This window comes from Ruegeria halocynthiae (genome assembly GCF_900106805.1).
Taxonomy (GTDB): domain Bacteria; phylum Pseudomonadota; class Alphaproteobacteria; order Rhodobacterales; family Rhodobacteraceae; genus Ruegeria; species Ruegeria halocynthiae.
Window position 1 is genome coordinate 75,302 of the sequence record NZ_FNNP01000003.1, and the last position, 16,774, is coordinate 92,075.

The 16,774-nt window shown below is 58.7% G+C and carries 16 protein-coding genes; 7 read left to right on the top strand and 9 right to left on the bottom strand.

What is annotated here, in order from left to right; genetic code table 11:
• Positions 1–14 precede the first annotated feature (14 nt).
• From BLU89_RS10990 to BLU89_RS11010, 5 genes are all read right to left on the bottom strand, one after another.
• Positions 15–1,073 carry a HesA/MoeB/ThiF family protein gene (locus BLU89_RS10990; RefSeq protein ID WP_074736887.1) on the bottom strand — a complete coding sequence of 353 codons (1,059 nt, stop codon included), beginning with the start codon at positions 1,071–1,073 and terminating at the stop codon, positions 15–17.
• The gene (dut, locus tag BLU89_RS10995) at positions 1,073–1,531 is read right to left on the bottom strand and encodes a dUTP diphosphatase (protein WP_176797695.1); all 459 of its coding nucleotides are present in this window, start codon (positions 1,529–1,531) and stop codon (positions 1,073–1,075) included. Before dut ends, BLU89_RS10990 begins: the two co-directional genes overlap by 1 nt.
• A 20-nt stretch (positions 1,532–1,551) precedes the next feature.
• The gene (coaBC, locus tag BLU89_RS11000) at positions 1,552–2,751 is read right to left on the bottom strand and encodes a bifunctional phosphopantothenoylcysteine decarboxylase/phosphopantothenate--cysteine ligase CoaBC (protein ID WP_074736889.1); all 1,200 of its coding nucleotides are present in this window, start codon (positions 2,749–2,751) and stop codon (positions 1,552–1,554) included.
• A 63-nt stretch (positions 2,752–2,814) separates the two neighbouring features.
• A complete protein-coding gene (locus tag BLU89_RS11005) occupies positions 2,815–3,636 on the bottom strand; it encodes a ChaN family lipoprotein (RefSeq protein ID WP_074736890.1) in 822 nt (273 codons plus the stop codon).
• Positions 3,633–4,511: an RNA polymerase factor sigma-32 gene (locus BLU89_RS11010; RefSeq protein ID WP_074736891.1), complete on the bottom strand. Its 879-nt coding sequence runs from the start codon at positions 4,509–4,511 to the stop codon at positions 3,633–3,635. Before BLU89_RS11010 ends, BLU89_RS11005 begins: the two co-directional genes overlap by 4 nt.
• Before the next feature lie 102 nt (positions 4,512–4,613).
• On the opposite strand from BLU89_RS11010, the gene cobU reads away from it, so the two are divergent.
• Genes cobU through BLU89_RS11030 form a run of 4 tightly spaced genes read left to right on the top strand, consistent with a single transcriptional unit; the run spans position 4,614 to position 8,218 of the window.
• Positions 4,614–5,135, top strand: a complete 522-nt coding sequence (cobU, locus tag BLU89_RS11015) for a bifunctional adenosylcobinamide kinase/adenosylcobinamide-phosphate guanylyltransferase (protein WP_074736892.1) — start codon at positions 4,614–4,616, stop codon at positions 5,133–5,135.
• Complete coding sequence (locus BLU89_RS11020) at positions 5,132–5,713, top strand: histidine phosphatase family protein (protein WP_074736893.1); 582 nt, start codon at positions 5,132–5,134, stop codon at positions 5,711–5,713. Before cobU ends, BLU89_RS11020 begins: the two co-directional genes overlap by 4 nt.
• Before the next feature lie 58 nt (positions 5,714–5,771).
• Positions 5,772–6,656, top strand: a complete 885-nt coding sequence (locus tag BLU89_RS11025) for a glutathione S-transferase (protein ID WP_074736894.1) — start codon at positions 5,772–5,774, stop codon at positions 6,654–6,656.
• 47 nt (positions 6,657–6,703) lie between these two features.
• Positions 6,704–8,218, top strand: a complete 1,515-nt coding sequence (locus BLU89_RS11030; RefSeq protein WP_074736895.1) for a YifB family Mg chelatase-like AAA ATPase — start codon at positions 6,704–6,706, stop codon at positions 8,216–8,218.
• Here BLU89_RS11030 and gshB read toward each other — a convergent pair.
• The 3 genes from gshB to rsmI all read right to left on the bottom strand — a co-directional run bounded on the left by gshB (position 8,215) and on the right by rsmI (position 10,439).
• Positions 8,215–9,147: a glutathione synthase gene (gene gshB, locus BLU89_RS11035; RefSeq protein ID WP_074736896.1), complete on the bottom strand. Its 933-nt coding sequence runs from the start codon at positions 9,145–9,147 to the stop codon at positions 8,215–8,217. The two genes, BLU89_RS11030 and gshB, sit on opposite strands and share 4 nt — an antisense overlap.
• A gap of 61 nt (positions 9,148–9,208) precedes the next feature.
• Positions 9,209–9,580, bottom strand: coding sequence for a YraN family protein (locus BLU89_RS11040; protein WP_074736897.1), 372 nt, complete (start codon positions 9,578–9,580; stop codon positions 9,209–9,211).
• A gap of 1 nt (position 9,581) precedes the next feature.
• The gene (rsmI, locus tag BLU89_RS11045; protein WP_074736898.1) at positions 9,582–10,439 is read right to left on the bottom strand and encodes a 16S rRNA (cytidine(1402)-2'-O)-methyltransferase; all 858 of its coding nucleotides are present in this window, start codon (positions 10,437–10,439) and stop codon (positions 9,582–9,584) included.
• An 87-nt stretch (positions 10,440–10,526) separates the two neighbouring features.
• Between rsmI and BLU89_RS11050 the strand changes: the two genes are divergently transcribed.
• From BLU89_RS11050 to murJ, 3 genes are read left to right on the top strand one after another with little or no spacing between them, the layout of a single operon-like run.
• Positions 10,527–11,699: a penicillin-binding protein activator gene (locus BLU89_RS11050; RefSeq protein ID WP_074736899.1), complete on the top strand. Its 1,173-nt coding sequence runs from the start codon at positions 10,527–10,529 to the stop codon at positions 11,697–11,699.
• Positions 11,659–14,478: a [protein-PII] uridylyltransferase gene (locus tag BLU89_RS11055; RefSeq protein WP_074736900.1), complete on the top strand. Its 2,820-nt coding sequence runs from the start codon at positions 11,659–11,661 to the stop codon at positions 14,476–14,478. Before BLU89_RS11050 ends, BLU89_RS11055 begins: the two co-directional genes overlap by 41 nt.
• Positions 14,475–16,016, top strand: a complete 1,542-nt coding sequence (gene murJ, locus BLU89_RS11060; protein ID WP_074736901.1) for a murein biosynthesis integral membrane protein MurJ — start codon at positions 14,475–14,477, stop codon at positions 16,014–16,016. The genes BLU89_RS11055 and murJ overlap by 4 nt, the downstream gene beginning before the upstream one ends.
• 7 nt (positions 16,017–16,023) lie before the next feature.
• Here the strand turns inward: murJ and BLU89_RS11065 are convergent, their stop codons facing one another.
• Positions 16,024–16,710, bottom strand: a complete 687-nt coding sequence (locus BLU89_RS11065) for a rhomboid family intramembrane serine protease (protein WP_074736902.1) — start codon at positions 16,708–16,710, stop codon at positions 16,024–16,026.
• Positions 16,711–16,774 lie beyond the last annotated feature (64 nt).

The window sequence follows — 16,774 nt, forward strand, 5'->3', positions numbered from 1 at the left end:
CCAATGATCCAGAGCTAGTCCGAGTTTTGAACCACTGATCCGCAAACCGGGCAATCTGTGCGACGCGCCAAAGTGATCTTGCGACTTTCGCCATAGAGCGCGTCGTAGATCAACATCTCACCCCTTAGGGCCTGACCTGCCCCGGTGATCACTTTGATCGCCTCAACCGCCATCATTGACCCAACTACGCCGGGCAATGGACCGATCACACCGGCCTCGGCGCACGAGGGCGCAAGGCCGGGGGCCGGGGCCTCGGGGAAAATACATTGATAGCACGGGCCGTTCGTGGCCGGGTCAAAGACGCTGAGTTGTCCTTCCCATTGCGACAGCGCACCCGAGATAAGTGGCTTGCCCAGCGCAGCGGCCATTCGGTTGACCAGATAGCGGGTTTCGAAATTGTCGGTGCCGTCGAGGATCAGATCGAAATCAGCGAACAGATCAGCTACGATCTCTTGGGTTAGGCGGCGATGATAGGGCAGAACCACCACATTGGGGTTCTGTGCCAACATAGCCTGCTGGGCCGAAAACACCTTGGGCATTCCAATATCGGCATCGCGGTGGATCACCTGCCGCTGCAGGTTCGCATTCTCGACCTCATCATCATCAATTACGCCGATCGTACCAACTCCGGCGGCTGCCAGATATTGCAGGGCGGGTGCCCCAAGCCCACCAGCTCCGATCACCAGAACGCGCGCTTGTTTCATCCGCTTTTGCCCCGGACCACCAAGCTCACGCAGAACGATATGGCGGGCATAGCGTTCGAGTTCGGTTTCGCTGAACTGATCGGATGGCATGGCAGGCTCCGTCTCTGGGCTGGGCGCGGCGCGACTTCGCAAAGCTTTCACGCCCCGTCCGTAAAGCAGAACCAGCAGCACTGAGCCAGCAAGGATCAGCCACATTGCGGCAGACCCGCCCGTCGCCTGACGCAGCGGATTTCCTTCGGGCAACACTAGTTGGGCAATGATCACGCCCGTCAGCAGAACACCAACAGATACCAGACGCGCGGTACGTGACACACCGGCAACATAGCCGATGCACCACAGCCCAGCGGCAAGGATCAGAACCAGAAGCATCAGCCGCGCCCGGTCGAGCCAAACCCGCCTGCGCCGCGGTCGGTTTCGCTCAGCACCTCAGCATCTTGGAAACTGGCCTGCACCACGGGCGCCACGATCAACTGCGCGATACGCTCACCGTGTGTAATCTCAAACGGTTCGTGGCCCGCATTCAACACAATCACGCCAAGCGGGCCGCGATAGTCACTATCAATAGTACCCGGTGTGTTCGGCAAGGTAATTCCATGTTTAAGCGCAAGGCCCGAGCGAGGCCGTACCTGAACCTCAAACCCATGTGGAATTTCAATCCTAAGGCCCGTCGGCACAAGGGTGCGATCACCTGGGGCCAATACAATCGGTGTACCGTTTGGCAAGTTGGCCCGTACATCCGCGCCGGCAGCACCAGACGTTTCGTAAGAGGGTAACGGCACCGAATGATCAGCCCCTTCCTCTCGGATCACACGAATTGCCACCATCACTACACCTCAGATTTCAACGACTATTGTTCGGTCAGCGCATCAGCGATCTTGACCGCCAACCGCTTTGCCACATCGTCTTTGCCCATGCGCGGCCATTCCTCGGCCCCTTCGTCCGAGATCAGGATCACAGCGTTCTCGGACCCACCCATGATACCCGTGGCAGGGCTGACATCATTGGCAACGATCCAATCACATCCCTTACGGGTGCGTTTGGCCATGGCATGTTCGATCACATTGTCCGTCTCGGCTGCAAATCCTACCACCAATGCGGGTCGGCCACTTTCCATATGCGCGACGCGCTTAAGAATGTCGGGATTCTCAGCAAATTCCAGTTCGGGCAATCCGTCTCGGCTTTTCTTAAGCTTCTTGTCTGATGCGCTAGACACCCGCCAATCAGCCACGGCCGCAGCGAACACGCCAACCTCGACCGGGAGCGCGGCGTCTACCGCATCCGACATCTGCTGAGCGGTCTCGACGCACACCACTGACACGCCGTCAGGGGGCGGTATGTCAGCCGGACCCGTGATAAATACAACATCAGCCCCCAACGCAGATAGAGCGCGTGCTACAGCTGCGCCTTGCGCGCCCGAGGAACGGTTGGCGATGTATCGCACCGGATCAATCGGTTCATGCGTCGGGCCTGAGGTCACCAGAACACGCTTACCCACCAGAGGTCCATTCCCCAATTGCGCTTCGATTGCGGCAACAATCTCAAGTGGTTCCGACATGCGACCCGGGCCGTATTCACCGCAGGCCATGTCACCCTCATTCGGGCCGACAAAACGTATGCCGTCAGCTTCCAGCTGCGCATGGTTGCGCCGGGTAGCGGGGTGATCCCACATGCGGACATTCATCGCGGGCGCGCATAAAACCGGCGTATCGGTTGCCATCAACAGCGTTGAGGCCAGATCATTCGCCAACCCACCTGCCATCTTGCCCATCAGATCGGCGGTAGCAGGTGCAACCACGATCAGGTCTGCCGAACGGGACAGTTGGATATGACCCATCTCTGCCTCATCCGTCAGATCGAAGAGGTCTCGATATACTTTCTCACCGGCCAAGGCAGATACGGATAACGGTGTTACGAATTCCTCGGCGGCGCGGGTTACGACCGGCGTGACTGCGGCACCCCGCTCACGCAGCCGCCGGATCAGGTCCAGCGACTTATAGGCCGCGATCCCACCACCGATAATCAGCAGAATACGTTTGGATGACAGCATGTTTCGCCCTTCCCGTCCCGGTCGGTCCAGACATTAGGCAAGGCTGCCGGTCAGTTCCAGCAGTTAATTCTGCACCTCAAAGGCCTTGCAGGGGTCTTCACGTTCGGCTGCAGGGCTGTCGATCACGATATCGAATTCTCCGGACACAATCCCCTCCTCTGATTGCCCCAGCACAAAGACTTTTAATCCGGGGCGCAAACGCGACAGGAAGGTCGGAATTCCGCGATCCTTGCGGGCGTGGCCATTGCCGGTAATTACCGCAACCGGTCCACCGGTTTCATCTATCGCGCTTAGAACGGCGCGGGTCAGCACCGCATCCCGCAGACGCTGAATGGCGACCATCTGTGGCAAAGCTTCGATAGGCAAAGCATCGCAATGAGCTGCCAACTGATCCGCCTCGCGCGCGGCCTGGTCTTCGGCCGACAAAGGTACGGTCAGCCCGTATCTGGCCGCATCCGCCCCCAATGCGGTGGCCGCCCCACGTTCCATTGCCTCGCGTGCCGCAGCGCGCGGCACCATCGCGCCGTAGACCGGCACATTCGCGGCTTCAAAAACCGGATAATACATGCTGAGATGAGGCCAGCCCGTCTCGGCCCAGCGGAGGACTTCAGACAGTTCCTCGGGATCTGAGGCGGCTTTCTGCAACAGCCGCTGCGCGCCCTCCTCGGTCACCATTTCCCAGACAACCGCCGATGGCGCGATTACCTCAACCGCTTCGGCCTGCACAAGATGATGTGTCGGATTGTCGTGAATTTCACCCAGTATGACGACATCCGCCGCCCGCATATCGGCGCGAATATCCTGAGCAATCATTTCGGCAGCGCGGCCCGTCAGAGGCAACGCACCGAGCAGTAAAAAAGCTGCCAGAATCGCAATTGGTTTCATGCGAAGAAGTGTTGCACCTCGCGCGATTGCGCTTCAAGGTTTTTGCGCATCTTTACAAAGGCCGCAGCCTCAAGCTGCCGCACACGTTCTTTCGACAAACCAAGCTCTTGACCCAGGCTCTCAAGGGTCCGCGCCGGTTCACGCAGCTTGCGTTCGCGCACGATGAACCGTTCCCGATCGTTCAGAGCCTGCATCGCGGTGACAAGCCATTCGCGCAGTTGCCGCGTGTCATGGCTGTTTTCAACCGTCTCGGCGGCTTGCTCACTGTCATCTTCCAGCGCATCAATCCACTCACGGCCCTCTTCTTCGGCCGACTGAACCGCATTCAGCGAGAAATCGGACCCGGCCAGCCGCCCTTCCATCATCTCGACATCACGCAGTGGTACACCAATTTCAGTTGCTATCTTCTGATGCAGTTGGTGGCGATCCAGCTCGATTCCATCGGACGCGGCCTCGCGCTCCAGCCGCGCCTGAACCCTGCGCATATTGAAGAACAAGGATTTCTGAGAAGAGGTCGACCCGGTGCGCACCATAGACCAGTTACGCATCACGTAATCCTGAATACTCGCTTTGATCCACCACACCGCGTATGTCGAAAACCGCACACCCCGATCCGGATCAAATTTGTCGGCGGCCTTCATAAGGCCCAGACCGGCCTCCTGGATCAGGTCATTCATTGGCGCACCGTAGCGTTTGAACTTGGCCGCCATTGAGATCGCCAATCGCATATACGCTGTTATCAGGCGATGCAGCGCCTGTTCATCCCGGTCATCACGCCACGCATAGGCCAGTTTCGATTCGGTCTCGGCGTCCAGCAATTCTGCCTTCATTGCCCGCCGGGACATCGAAAAATCATGTGCGTTGTCTAGTGCCATGTCATTCTCCCCTTTATCACAGGCGATGGGCCGGGCTTGCCTTGCATATCTGACGTCGATACGCAGGAAGAAACCGGATGGATCACCCGAAAGGTAATAAAAGTGCACCCAAATTTAACCTTTGTTCTTGGCGGCGCGGCATCCGGAAAATCCCTTTTTGCAGAGCAACTTGTTGTTTCAACAGGGAAAAAACGGATTTATCTCGCGACATCACAAGTGTTTGATGATGAGATGCGCCACAAAATCAGGCAACATATTGCACAACGCGGCGACGGTTGGGCGACAATAGAGACGCCCTTCGATCTGTCACCGGAACTGGCTAAACTGGCACCAGATCAGATTTGCCTGATCGATTGCGCGACCATGTGGCTGTCCAATCACCTGCTGGCTGAAAATGACCTGGTGAAAGCCCAATCAGGGCTGCTCGCCGCATTGCGGAATTGTAAGGCCCAGATCGTGATCGTCTCGAACGAAGTCGGCCAGGGGATCGTACCTGAGAATGCCCTGTCCCGCCGGTTTCGCGAGGCACAGGGGCGGCTGAACATTGCTCTGGCTGCGCAGGCAGACCGGGTGGTGCAGGTTACAGCTGGGCTGCCCTTGGTTCTCAAGGGAAATCCCCTGTGACGCGCCTGCATCTGGTACGCCATGGCCCCACCCATGCCAAATACATGGTGGGTTGGTCCGACCTGCCAGCGGATCTGAGCGACAGCGCCGCGATCGCCCGGCTTGCAGCTTATCTACCCGCCAAAGCCATCATAATCTCGTCCGATCTGTCCCGCGCCGCCGACACAGCCAGTGCAATTCAGGGTGCGCGCCACCACCGCCTGCCCCACCACCCCGACCTGCGCGAGATAAGTTTCGGCACATGGGAGATGCGCTCCTTCGCCGAGATAGAGGCCGAGGACCCCGAGCTATGTTTTGCCTATTGGGACAATCCCGGAGATGTCCGGCCTCCGAATGGAGAAAGTTGGAACGAGGTCCGTGCGCGCGTCGATACGGCTGTTGACGCCTTAGTTGCTGCACATCCCGGGCGTGATCTGATCGTTGTGGCCCATTTCGGCGTGATCCTGACGCAGGTGCAGCGCGCTTTGGACGTTGATGCGCAAGAGGCGTTTGGTCACCGCATCGACAATCTGTCAGTCACCGAGATTACGCGCCACAACAAGGGCTGGTCCGTAGATCGGATCAATCACCGACCGTGATAGGGCGGCGCACAAATCAATGATTTACGGACGCCGCCCCGTCCGACATCGTTGCACCATGACTTACGATCTCTTTATCGGTGACCGGTTGTTTTCAAGCTGGTCCATGCGCGGATGGCTGATGCTCGAGAAATTCGACCTGCCCCACCGCACCCATATGATTGGCCTCTATTCCGGCACCATGGCCGCGGATATGGAGCCCCTGGCCCCGGCGCGCCTTGTGCCCGCGCTGCGCCTGCCCGATGGAACTGTGCTCGGCGAAAGCCTCGCAATGGCAGAGACGCTGGCCGAGCATCACCCTGAGGCCGGCCTTTGGCCAACAGACCCTGTCACCCGCGCAACCGCTCGGTGGCTCTGCGCCGAGATGGTTGCCGGTTTCACGGCGCTGCGCGGCCAATGCCCCATGCAATTGAAATACCGCTGGGACGGGTTCAACCCCTCGCCCGATACGCTGGCCGATCTGCAGCGGATAGAAAGCCTGTGGGCCCATGCTCGGACGATTTCCGGTGTCGAATCAGGCCCACTGTTCGGCGCCTATTCACTGGCCGAGGTCTTCTACACGCCGGTGGCAGCACGGATCATCGGCTATGGCCTGCCGGTATCCGAGGCCAATCGAGGCTATTGCATGAATCTGCTGTCAGATTCCTCTGTGCGACAATGGCGCGCCATGGGGATGACGGTTGCATATAACCCCTTCCCCTACCCACAGGATCTCGCTGCCCAAAGTTGGCCAATTGGAGGAGAATCGAGGGCCTCAGCGGTCAGCAAAGGCCCCTCGGTGAACGCGGTCTGCCCTTATTCTGGCGACCCCGTGCGGGATTATCTGGAGCTCGACGGCAAGATTTGGGGGTTTTGTAATCCGTTTTGCCGGGACAAAACCGTCGCTGATCCGGCAGCCTGGCCGAAATTCACAGCGATGATCGGTGGCGTTAACGATTCCTAAACCGCAACCATGGCAGCAACGTCCTGTTAACCAAAAACAGGACTGCCATGGTCGCCCGTGCCCACACCGTTGCCTTTCAAGGAGTCGATGCCCGCCCGGTCGAAGTGCAATGCGCCGTCTCACCAGGTCTTCCAGCATTTTCTATCGTTGGCTTACCGGACAAGGCTGTATCCGAAGCGAGGGACCGTGTGCGCAGCGCGCTCAGTTCGATGGCCATTGCACTGCCGTCAAAACGTATCACAATCAACCTGTCGCCAGCCGATTTACCCAAAGAAGGCAGCCATTTCGACTTACCCATCGCCGTTGCTTTGCTGACAGCATTGGAAATCATTCCCGCAGACGCCGCCGACGGGGCCGTCGCTCTGGGAGAGTTGTCACTGGACGGATCGCTGGTTCCAGTCGTCGGCGCGCTGCCCGCCGCCATGACGGCCGCTGCCGAGGATCGCAGTCTGCTTTGCCCCAGCGCGTCCAGCGCCGAAGCGGCGTGGGTCGATGCCACACAGGTGATCGGTGCAGGTTCGCTGGGCGACGTGGTACGTCATTTTACCGGCCAATCCGCCCTGCCCGCCGCCATGCCGGGCGAGGTAAACCTATCGCCCAGCGCACGGGATTTGCGCGATGTAAAAGGACAGGAACGCGCTAAACGAGCGTTGGAGATCGCGGCAGCCGGACGGCATCACCTGATCATGATCGGGACACCCGGCTCCGGCAAATCCATGCTGGCGGCGCGCCTGCCCGGCATCCTGCCACCGCTCACCCCGGTCGAGGCGCTAGAGACATCAATGATCCAATCACTGTGTGGCTTGCTGAACGAAGGCGGCATTAGCCGAGCCAGACCGTTTCGGGAACCGCATCACACAGCCTCAATGGCTGCGATCGCCGGCGGAGGCAAAGGTGCGAAGCCCGGTGAGATTTCGCTGGCCCATAACGGCGTTCTGTTCATGGACGAATTTCCCGAATTCCCGCGCACTGTTCTGGAAACCCTGCGCCAGCCTATTGAGACCGGCGAGGTCATGGTCGCGCGCGCCAACGCTCATGTAAAATATCCCTGCCGCTTCATGCTGGTGGCGGCCGCAAACCCGTGCAAGTGCGGGTATTTGACAGACCCGTCCCGCGCCTGCTCACGGGCACCGGTCTGTGGCGAGGACTATCTGGGTCGTATCTCGGGCCCGCTGATGGACCGGTTCGATCTGCGCATCGAAGTCCCGCCGGTAGGCTTCACCGACCTTGATCTGCCGCCTTCGGGCGATAGCTCAGCCACGGTCGCGGCTCGGGTTGAGGCCGCACGCGTCATTCAGGCTGACCGGTTTCGCGACACGCCCGAAACCCGTCAGAACGCAGATGTCGAAGGCAATATGCTGGAAGAAATCGCCGCCCCGGATGCAGAAGGCAAAGATCTGCTGCTGAAAGCCGCAGAGCGTTTCGGTCTGTCCGCCCGCGCCTTTCACCGCATCTTGCGAGTGGCCCGCACCATTGCTGATCTCGAAGGTGAGCCGGATGTGCGCCGCCCCCATGTGGCCGAGGCGCTGAGTTTCCGCATCAGCGCCAAAGCTGGCGCCTAAAGCTTGGCCTCGATCGCTTGCCAGATTTTTTCGGCGATGTTTTCGCCGTTAAAGCGCTCAAGCTCTTGAATGCCCGTGGGTGAGGTCACGTTGATTTCGGTCAGATAATCGCCAATCACATCAATACCGACAAACACCTGCCCCCGCTCTTTCAGCAGCGGCCCAATAGCGGCGCAGATTTCCATATCACGTTTGGTCAGGCCAATCTTCTCGGGTCGCCCACCCACATGCATGTTCGAGCGGGTTTCCCCCTCTGCCGGAACACGGTTGATTGCGCCCACAGGTACCCCATCGACCAAAATCACACGTTTGTCGCCGTTTCGCACATCCGGCAAGAACTTCTGCGCAATCAAAGGCTCACGCGAGAAACCGGTGAACAGCTCATGCAGCGACGTCAGGTTGCGATCATTGGCATCCAGCCGGAATACGCCCGCACCGCCATTGCCATAAAGCGGCTTGAGGATGATATCGCCATGCTTTTCCTTGAATGCCTTGATGGTCTGCAGGTCCCGCGCAATTGTCGTGGGTGGGGTCAGTTCAGGAAAATCCAACACCAACAGTTTTTCCGGATAGTTCCGTACCCAAAACGGATCGTTCACCACCAGAGTCTGCCCCCGGAGACGGTCGAGCAAGTGGGTCGACGTGATGTAGTGCATGTCAAACGGCGGGTCCTGACGCAGCCAGATTACATCGAAATCAGCCAGATCGACCTCTTGCTCGACGCCCAGTACTGCCGGGTCGCCCGCGACCCTTTTCACCGTCATATCATGGCCGCGCGCCGTGATCCTGCCCTCCTGATAGGCCAGTTGATCCGGGCTATAGAAGAATAGCTGATGGCCGCGCGCCTGTGCCTCTTCTGCCAGACGGAAAGAGCTGTCGGCGTTTACATCCACGTCCCCGATCGGGTCCATCTGAAAGGCAATCTTCATGGTTTATCCCTCAATTCCACGCCTGATACATGGCGCAGAGACTTGACGGGTTCAATGGCGATCAGTTCAAACCAAAGGCGTTTTCGATGATTTGAACAGTTCCGGTGTCATCAACAAGTGCCGCGTCAAAGCGTGTATTCGTCAACTGTCCGTCGGGTTCCTGCTCAATGTACTGAGCCGCAGAGGTACAAATCCGATCCATTTGGCGGCGATTGATCCGGGCAGCGGCACCCTCGAAACTGCGGCTTTTCTTGACCTCAACAAAAACCAATCCATCCGCGTTGCGCGCGATCAGATCAACTTCACCCCCGGCGCCCCGCCACCTGCGCTGCGCAATGGAATACCCCCGACGCTCATATTCGGCGGCCACACAGAGTTCAGCCGATTGTCCGGCATGATAGGAAACCAAACCCTGAACCGATCGCCGCGTCATGTCATCCCTTTCCCAGATTCAAGGCCTTCTGGTAGATCAGACGGCGCGGCAGGCTGAACATCTTTGAAACCAGATCTGCTGCATCCCGCACCGAATGCGTTTCCAAGGCCTGTAATAAAGCCTCTTCTACGTCAGACTCCTTAATGGATTGCGAATGGGCGCGATCCACCAGCAGCACGACCTCTCCCTTGACCGATACGCCCTGATACTCATCTGCCAGATCAGCCAGAGTACCGCGTCGTGTTTCTTCGAATTTCTTTGTAAGCTCACGGCAGAGTGCCGCCTGTCGGTCACCCCCCAGACTATCGGCCAGATCAGCAAGGCAGGCGGCCACGCGTTTCGGTGATTCGTAGAAAACCAGCGTCCCGGGGATGTTGCGCAGCGCCTCGATTCGCGATCGCCGCGCGCCCGAGGCATTGGGCAGGAAACCGGCAAAGAAAAACGCATCCGTCGGCAGTCCGGCCAGCGTCAACGCGGTTAGAACGGCCGATGGTCCCGGGGCACAGGTCACATTGTACCCTGCTTCAGCCGCCTGTCGGCCCAGATCATATCCGGGATCGGCGATCAGGGGCATCCCAGCCTCGGAGGCATAGGCCACCGACTGCCCATGCTCCAATGCCTCAAGTATCCTGCCCCGCGCACCTGCCCCGCTGTGATCGTGGTAGGCCAATATGCGGCGCCCTTCGAGCGGCACGCCATGGATTTCCATCAACCGACGCAGACTGCGGGTATCTTCGGCGGCAATCATGTCAGCCGAGGCCAGTACATCCAAAGCCCTGAGCGTAATGTCGCGCGCGGTTCCGATTGGAGTGGCAACAAAGTACAGCCCGGCGGCCAATCTGATCTTTTGAAAATTCAAAGCTGGACCCTCACAGCGTGACGTTTATTATCGCGGATCGATAGACCAAGGTGCCCTCAGACGCCGGATCAGGGAGTTTTCATTTAGATGTTTACCGTTTGCAAGCCCACACGCAAATTGGCGAAATCCGCCATTGTTCTGGCCACGGCCGCATTTCTGGCCGCCTGCGAAGTGGGAGGCATTGGCGGAGGCCCCTCGATCGACACCTCTGACCCGGTTCCCGTAGCTCTGCTGGTTCCAAGCGGATCGGCGCAATCGGGCGATGCCGCCCTTGCCCGCAGCCTTGAGAACGCGGCACGTCTGGCAATAGCCGATCTGCCCAACGTCAAGATCGATCTGCGCGTGTATGACACGGCAGGCAATGCAGGTACGGCGTCAGCGGTTGCGCAGCAAGCGGTTGCAGACGGGGCCAAGATCATCCTTGGGCCGGTTTACGCACAGGCGGCAAACGCGGCAGGCCTTGCCGTACTGAGCAAAAATGTGAACGTGCTGTCCTTCTCAAACAACACCAGCATCGCGGGTGGCAATGTCTATGTGCTTGGTCCGACGTTCCAGAATACCGCTGACAGGTTGGTCAACTATTCCGGACGACAGGGCAAAGCCGGTACCGTCATTGTGCATAGTAACGACTCTGCCGGTCAGCTTGGCCAGTCTGCTATCGCCACCGCGCTGAGCAACAGCCGCGTCAACAACGCGGGTACAGTTGGGTATGAGCGGTCTCAGCAAGGTGTGATTGATTCGGTGCCAGCGATCAAAGCAACGGTCGATTCAACCGGCGCGGATTCGATTTTCCTGACCGCAACAACCGCCGGCGCCCTGCCACTTTACAGCCAGTTGCTGCCCGAGGCTGGCGTATCACCCGCGACAACGCAGTATATTGGCCTTACCCGTTGGGACATCCCGGCGCAAACGCTGGAATTGCCGGGGGTCCAGGGCGGGTGGTTCGCGCTGCCTGATCCGGCCAAAGCACAGGCCTATCGCCAGCGCTACAATAATACCTACGGTGCGGCACCACACCCGATCAGTGGGTTGGCCTATGACGGCATCGCCGCGATCGGAGCCCTGGTCAGCCAGGGCAAGTCCAACGCGCTAACCGGAGCAGCCCTGACCCAAAACGCCGGATTTCAGGGTGTCGGTGGAATCTTCCGCCTGCGGCCAAACGGTACGAACGAACGCGGTCTGGCAGTTGCCACGATCCAGAACAAACAGGTGGTTGTGATTGACCCTGCCCCACAAAGCTTCTCTGGCGCCGGATTCTGAGCGACCGGCGCAGACCTCTGTGCCCCAAAGCAATCTGATCTGTCCGGCTGATGAGATTTTTGACAGGGCCGAGGTCAATGCCAGCCTGTCAGCTGCTCTGGACAAGAACCCGGACAACGCAGCCTTGCGCGCTGAAACGGTGCGTGTTCTGCGCGACGCGCAAAAGGCAGGTCGCAAGGCCATCACCGACGCATTTGCAAAGCGTCCTTTCGATGCGCGTCCACTGGCGCATTCCTATACCTATCTGACAGACCAGATGGTTTGCACCGCTATGCGCATCGCCAGCCAACATCTGCACCCGCTGGCGAACCCAACCCAGGGCGAAAAGATCGCCGTACTGGCGGTTGGCGGTTATGGTCGGGGTGAGATGGCGCCATCCTCGGATGTGGACCTGCTGTTTCTGACCCCCTACAAGATCACCGCCTGGGCTGAAAGCGTGATCGAATCCATGCTCTATATGCTGTGGGATCTGCGGCTGAAGGTCGGACATTCTTCGCGCACGATCAAAGATTGCCTGCGGTTGGGGGCCGATGACTTCACCATCCGCACCGCGATGCTGGAACAGCGTTACCTGGTCGGTGATCAGACCCTTGCGCAAGAGCTTGACGCACGCCTGAAGTCCGAACTGTTCAAAGGCTCCGAGCAGGATTTCATCGAAGCCAAACTGAAAGAACGGGACGCGCGGCACCTGAAACAGGGTGAACGCTATATGGTTGAGCCCAATGTCAAAGAGGGCAAGGGCGGGCTGCGCGATTTGCAATCGCTCTACTGGATTGCGAAATACATCTACGGCGTGAAAGATGTGGCGGAACTGGTCCCAATGGGCCTGTTCACGCCCGAAGAGTTCGATGAATTCGTGCAGGCCGAAGAATTCCTATGGGCGGTCCGGTCGCATCTGCATCTGGTGACGGGCCGCGCGACAGAGCAACTGACATTCGATCTGCAGGTCGAGGTGGCCGATCGCATGGGGTACGAGGATCGCGCCGGTCGACGTGCTGTCGAAGTGTTCATGCAGCGCTATTTCCGTGAGGCAACCCGCGTGGGTGAGTTAACTCGCATCTTCCTGACCAAGCTGGAAGCCTCACACATGAAGGGTGCGGCCCTGCTGGAGCGAATCTTTCGCCGCCGCCCACGGGTCAAAACCGGGTACAGGGTTGTCCATGGCCGTTTGGATGTCGCGGACCCTGAAAAGTTTCTGCAGGACAAGGTCAACCTGCTGCGGCTGTTCGAAGAAGGTCTGCGAACAGGAATGCTGATCCATCCGGACGCCATGCGTCTGGCGACGGCAAACCTGAACCTCATTGATGATGGAATGCGAAACGACAAAGAAGCGCGGCGCATTTTTCTCGACCTGATGCTGAAACACGGGAACCCCGAACGCGCCCTGCGGCGGATGAACGAGCTGGGCGTTCTGTCGGCCTTCCTGCCCGAGTTTGAACACATCGTGGCAATGATGCAGTTCAATATGTATCACAGCTATACGGTGGACGAGCACACGATCCAATGCATCGTCAATCTAGCCCAGATCGAACGCAGAGAGCTGATCGAAGAGCTGCCGCTGGCGTCGTCCATCCTTGAAGGAGGCGTCAATCGCAAGGTTCTGTACGTGGCCCTGCTGCTGCACGATATCGGCAAAGGGCGTCCCGAAGATCATTCCATTCTCGGTGCCCAGATCGCGCGGAAAGTGGCGCCGCGACTGGGATTGAACAAAGCAGATTCGGAAACCGTAGAGTGGTTGGTTCGCTATCACCTGCTGATGTCCGACATGGCACAGAAACGTGATATTTCAGATCCACGCACGATCCGCGATTTCGCTAAGGCGGTTGCGACAGTCAAACGGCTTGATCTGCTGACGGTGCTGACGGTCTGCGACATTCGAGGCGTTGGGCCAAGCACCTGGAACAACTGGAAAGCGACATTGCTGCGCGCACTCCACGCGGATACCAAACGCGCGCTGGAAACAGGGATGGAGGACCTCAACCGCGCCAACCGCGGAGTCGAGGCCAAAAAGATGTTGCGGGCCGAACTTGAAAGTTGGTCCAAATCCGATCTGAAAACCGAAACCGGGCGGCATTATGATCCGTATTGGCAAGGATTGAACCTGTCGACCCATGTTGAGTTTGCGCAGATGCTGAAAGCTCTGGAAAACAGCGGTGACCAGGGGGCGGTGGAAATCCGCCTGCACCCGGACGAAGATCGCGACGCAACCCGTGCGTGTTTTGCGATGGGCGACCATCCGGGGATTTTCTCTCGTATCGCCGGGGCGCTGGCCCTTGTCGGGGCCAATGTCGTGGACGCACGCAGCTATACGACCAAAGATGGTTACGTGACCGATGCGTTCTGGGTTCAGGACGCCGAAGGTCATCCGTTTGAGGCCTCACGCCTGCCGCGGCTGACCCAGATGATCCACAAGACGCTGAAGGGCGAAGTGGTGGCGCGGGACGCCTTGAAATCCCGCGACAAGATCAAGAAACGTGAACGCGCCTTTAACGTCCCGACCCATATTACCTTCGACAATGAGGGCTCGGAAATCTACACGATCATCGAAGTCGACACACGTGACCGGCCCGGACTGCTCTATGATCTGGCGCGTACGATGGCGGCGGCCAATGTCTATATCGCGAATGCGGTGATCGCGACCTATGGCGAACAGGTGGTCGATACGTTCTACGTCAAGGACATGTTCGGCCTGAAGTACCACTCCGAGGCCAAGCAGCGCGGACTGGAAACCAAACTGCGCACAGCCATAACCGAAGGCGCAAAGCGGGCAGCCTCATGAAGCCGATCCGCCTGCTTTCGGGCTTTTTCACGGTTGGGTTCTGGACTTTGGCCAGTCGTATTCTGGGCTTTCTGCGGGAAATCCTGCTGACCGCCTATATCGGGCCGGGGCCGGTGATGGACGCCTTCGTCGCCGCCTTCCGCCTGCCCAATATGTTCCGCCGCTTCTTTGCCGAAGGTGCATTTAATGCTGCCTTTGTACCGATGTTCTCAAAACGACTGGAGGGCGATGAGAACGCCGAAGGGTTCGCTCAGGATGCGTTCAATCTTTTGGCGGTGGCCGTGCTGGCGCTGGTTGGGCTGGCGATGGTTTTCATGCCCGCGCTGGTTTGGGTTACCGCCGAAGGTTTCTACGGAGATGAACGCTTTGATCTGGCGGTGGATTACGGATACGTCGTGTTCCCCTACATTCTTTTCATGTCTCTGGCGGCCCTCTTTTCCGGTGTTTTGAATGCGACGGGTCGGTTTGCTGCAGCCGCCGCCGCCCCTGTTTTACTGAACATCTTCGCCTGCTCAGCATTGATCTTTGGCGCTATGTCCGGAGGAGAGATCATCCGCTGGCTGATCGCGGTCATCCCTGTCGCGGGTGTCGCGCAATTGGCACTGGTCTGGGTTGCGACCGAGCGTGCCGGCATTCGAATCCGCCTCAGTCGGCCAAAGCTTAGCCCTGAAATGCGGCGCATGGTGCGGATCGCAGTTCCTGCGGCACTGGCCATGGGGGTGACACAAATCAATCTCGTGGTCGGCCAGCTTGTGGCGTCAAAAACCGAAAAAGCGATCAGTTGGCTGTTTGCGGCAGATCGTCTGTATCAGTTGCCGCTGGGAGTTGTGGGGATTGCCGTTGGCATCGTCCTGCTGCCCGACCTATCGCGCCGCCTGCGCGCCGATGACAAAGACGGAGCCCGCAATGCTTATTCGCGAGCCGGTGAGTTCACTCTGTTGCTGACCCTGCCCTCGACCGTGGCCTTTGTCATCATTCCCGGCCCGTTGGTCTCGGTTCTGTTCCAACGTGGCCAGTTTAGCGTCGAAGACACGGCAGCGACCGCTCTGGCCGTGGCCATCTATGGCATTGGGTTGCCCGCCTTCATGCTGCAAAAGCTGTTGCAGCCGCTATTTTTTGCCCGCGAGGATACCAAATCACCGTTCCGGTACGCCGTGGTTGCGATGGTGGTGAATGCTGGGCTTGCCTTTGGCCTGTACCCGGTCGTTGGATGGATTGCCCCCGCGATCGCAGCATCGACCGCTGGTTGGGCTATGGTTGCGCTGCTGGCAATCGGCGCGCGGAGGATTGGGGACGAAGCGCGGTTTGACGACCGGTTCAAACAGAGAATCTGGCGGATCGTGGCGGCTTCGGCGGGGATGGGTGTGGTGTTGTTTGCTGCAATCCAGTTGTTTGGTTGGACGTTCGGCATACCTGGTTGGCGCTACCTGGCACTGATGATGCTCATCGTCATTGCAGCAGCTGCCTACTTCCTGTTGGGCCACCTCTTCGGTGCGTTCAGGCTTTCAGAATTCCGAACGGCACTACGGCGAGGTTGAATTTGCGCTAGTCACGCCGCGTCTTGCTGAGAATGCGCGCCCAGCCGCCCGGTGCCAGAAAGAAAGACAAACCGAACCCGGTAGCAAATCCGCCCAGATCCGCAACCCAATCTGAGGTGCCGCCAAAAAGCAGGCCGAACAGCAACTGTACCCCCATCAGAACCGCGATCAGGCTGAACGCGCGGGATTGGTTTTCGCCAACCAGTGACAGCTTGCGCCACAACAACCAAGTGAACGCACCGATCAGCCCATAGACCGGAGGGAACCCTCCGACCAAAGGATAGGGCGGGTTCAGCACTACGGCATATGCCAATGCCCCGCCCACACCGGAGAGCACAAAGATGATCAGCATCGCGATGCTGCCGAAAACCTCGGCGACCATTTTTCCCATCGCCAGTACAAACACGCAGACAAAGATCGCTTGTGTGAAATTGGCCTGAACGAAGGGATAGGTCACAAAGCGGATCACGTGTTCGAACGGCCAGCGCCCGTTCTGAACCATCCAGCCGAAGATATCGGGTGAAAACGTGTAGTGCTGCAACGCATCCAGCCGCCAACCCACCGCATTGGGGCCTCCGACCAACCCACGGCTACCAAGCATAAGGGCAAGTTCGATCCCCATGATGAACAGAACCAAAGCCACCACAACCGGCGGCAACGGGTTTACAGGCGGTGTATAATGCTCACTGCTCATTGGGCTGGCCTTTCGCGGCTGTTGACGTCCCTTTGCCTCATGGGTAAGCGACGGGGGCTGATTT

What these genes read in the sequence shown, in the direction of transcription:
- BLU89_RS10990 (WP_074736887.1), bottom strand. Translation starts at nt 1,073, where the DNA reads ATGCTTCTGGTTCTGATCCTTGCCGCTGGGCTGTGGTGCATCGGCTAT.
- coaBC (WP_074736889.1), bottom strand. Translation starts at nt 2,751, where the DNA reads ATGCTGTCATCCAAACGTATTCTGCTGATTATCGGTGGTGGGATCGCG.
- BLU89_RS11005 (WP_074736890.1), bottom strand. Translation starts at nt 3,636, where the DNA reads ATGAAACCAATTGCGATTCTGGCAGCTTTTTTACTGCTCGGTGCGTTG.
- BLU89_RS11010 (WP_074736891.1), bottom strand. Translation starts at nt 4,511, where the DNA reads ATGGCACTAGACAACGCACATGATTTTTCGATGTCCCGGCGGGCAATG.
- BLU89_RS11025 (WP_074736894.1), top strand. Translation starts at nt 5,772, where the DNA reads ATGACTTACGATCTCTTTATCGGTGACCGGTTGTTTTCAAGCTGGTCC.
- BLU89_RS11030 (WP_074736895.1), top strand. Translation starts at nt 6,704, where the DNA reads ATGGTCGCCCGTGCCCACACCGTTGCCTTTCAAGGAGTCGATGCCCGC.
- gshB (WP_074736896.1), bottom strand. Translation starts at nt 9,147, where the DNA reads ATGAAGATTGCCTTTCAGATGGACCCGATCGGGGACGTGGATGTAAAC.
- BLU89_RS11040 (WP_074736897.1), bottom strand. Translation starts at nt 9,580, where the DNA reads ATGACGCGGCGATCGGTTCAGGGTTTGGTTTCCTATCATGCCGGACAA.
- BLU89_RS11050 (WP_074736899.1), top strand. Translation starts at nt 10,527, where the DNA reads ATGTTTACCGTTTGCAAGCCCACACGCAAATTGGCGAAATCCGCCATT.
- murJ (WP_074736901.1), top strand. Translation starts at nt 14,475, where the DNA reads ATGAAGCCGATCCGCCTGCTTTCGGGCTTTTTCACGGTTGGGTTCTGG.
- BLU89_RS11065 (WP_074736902.1), bottom strand. Translation starts at nt 16,710, where the DNA reads ATGAGCAGTGAGCATTATACACCGCCTGTAAACCCGTTGCCGCCGGTT.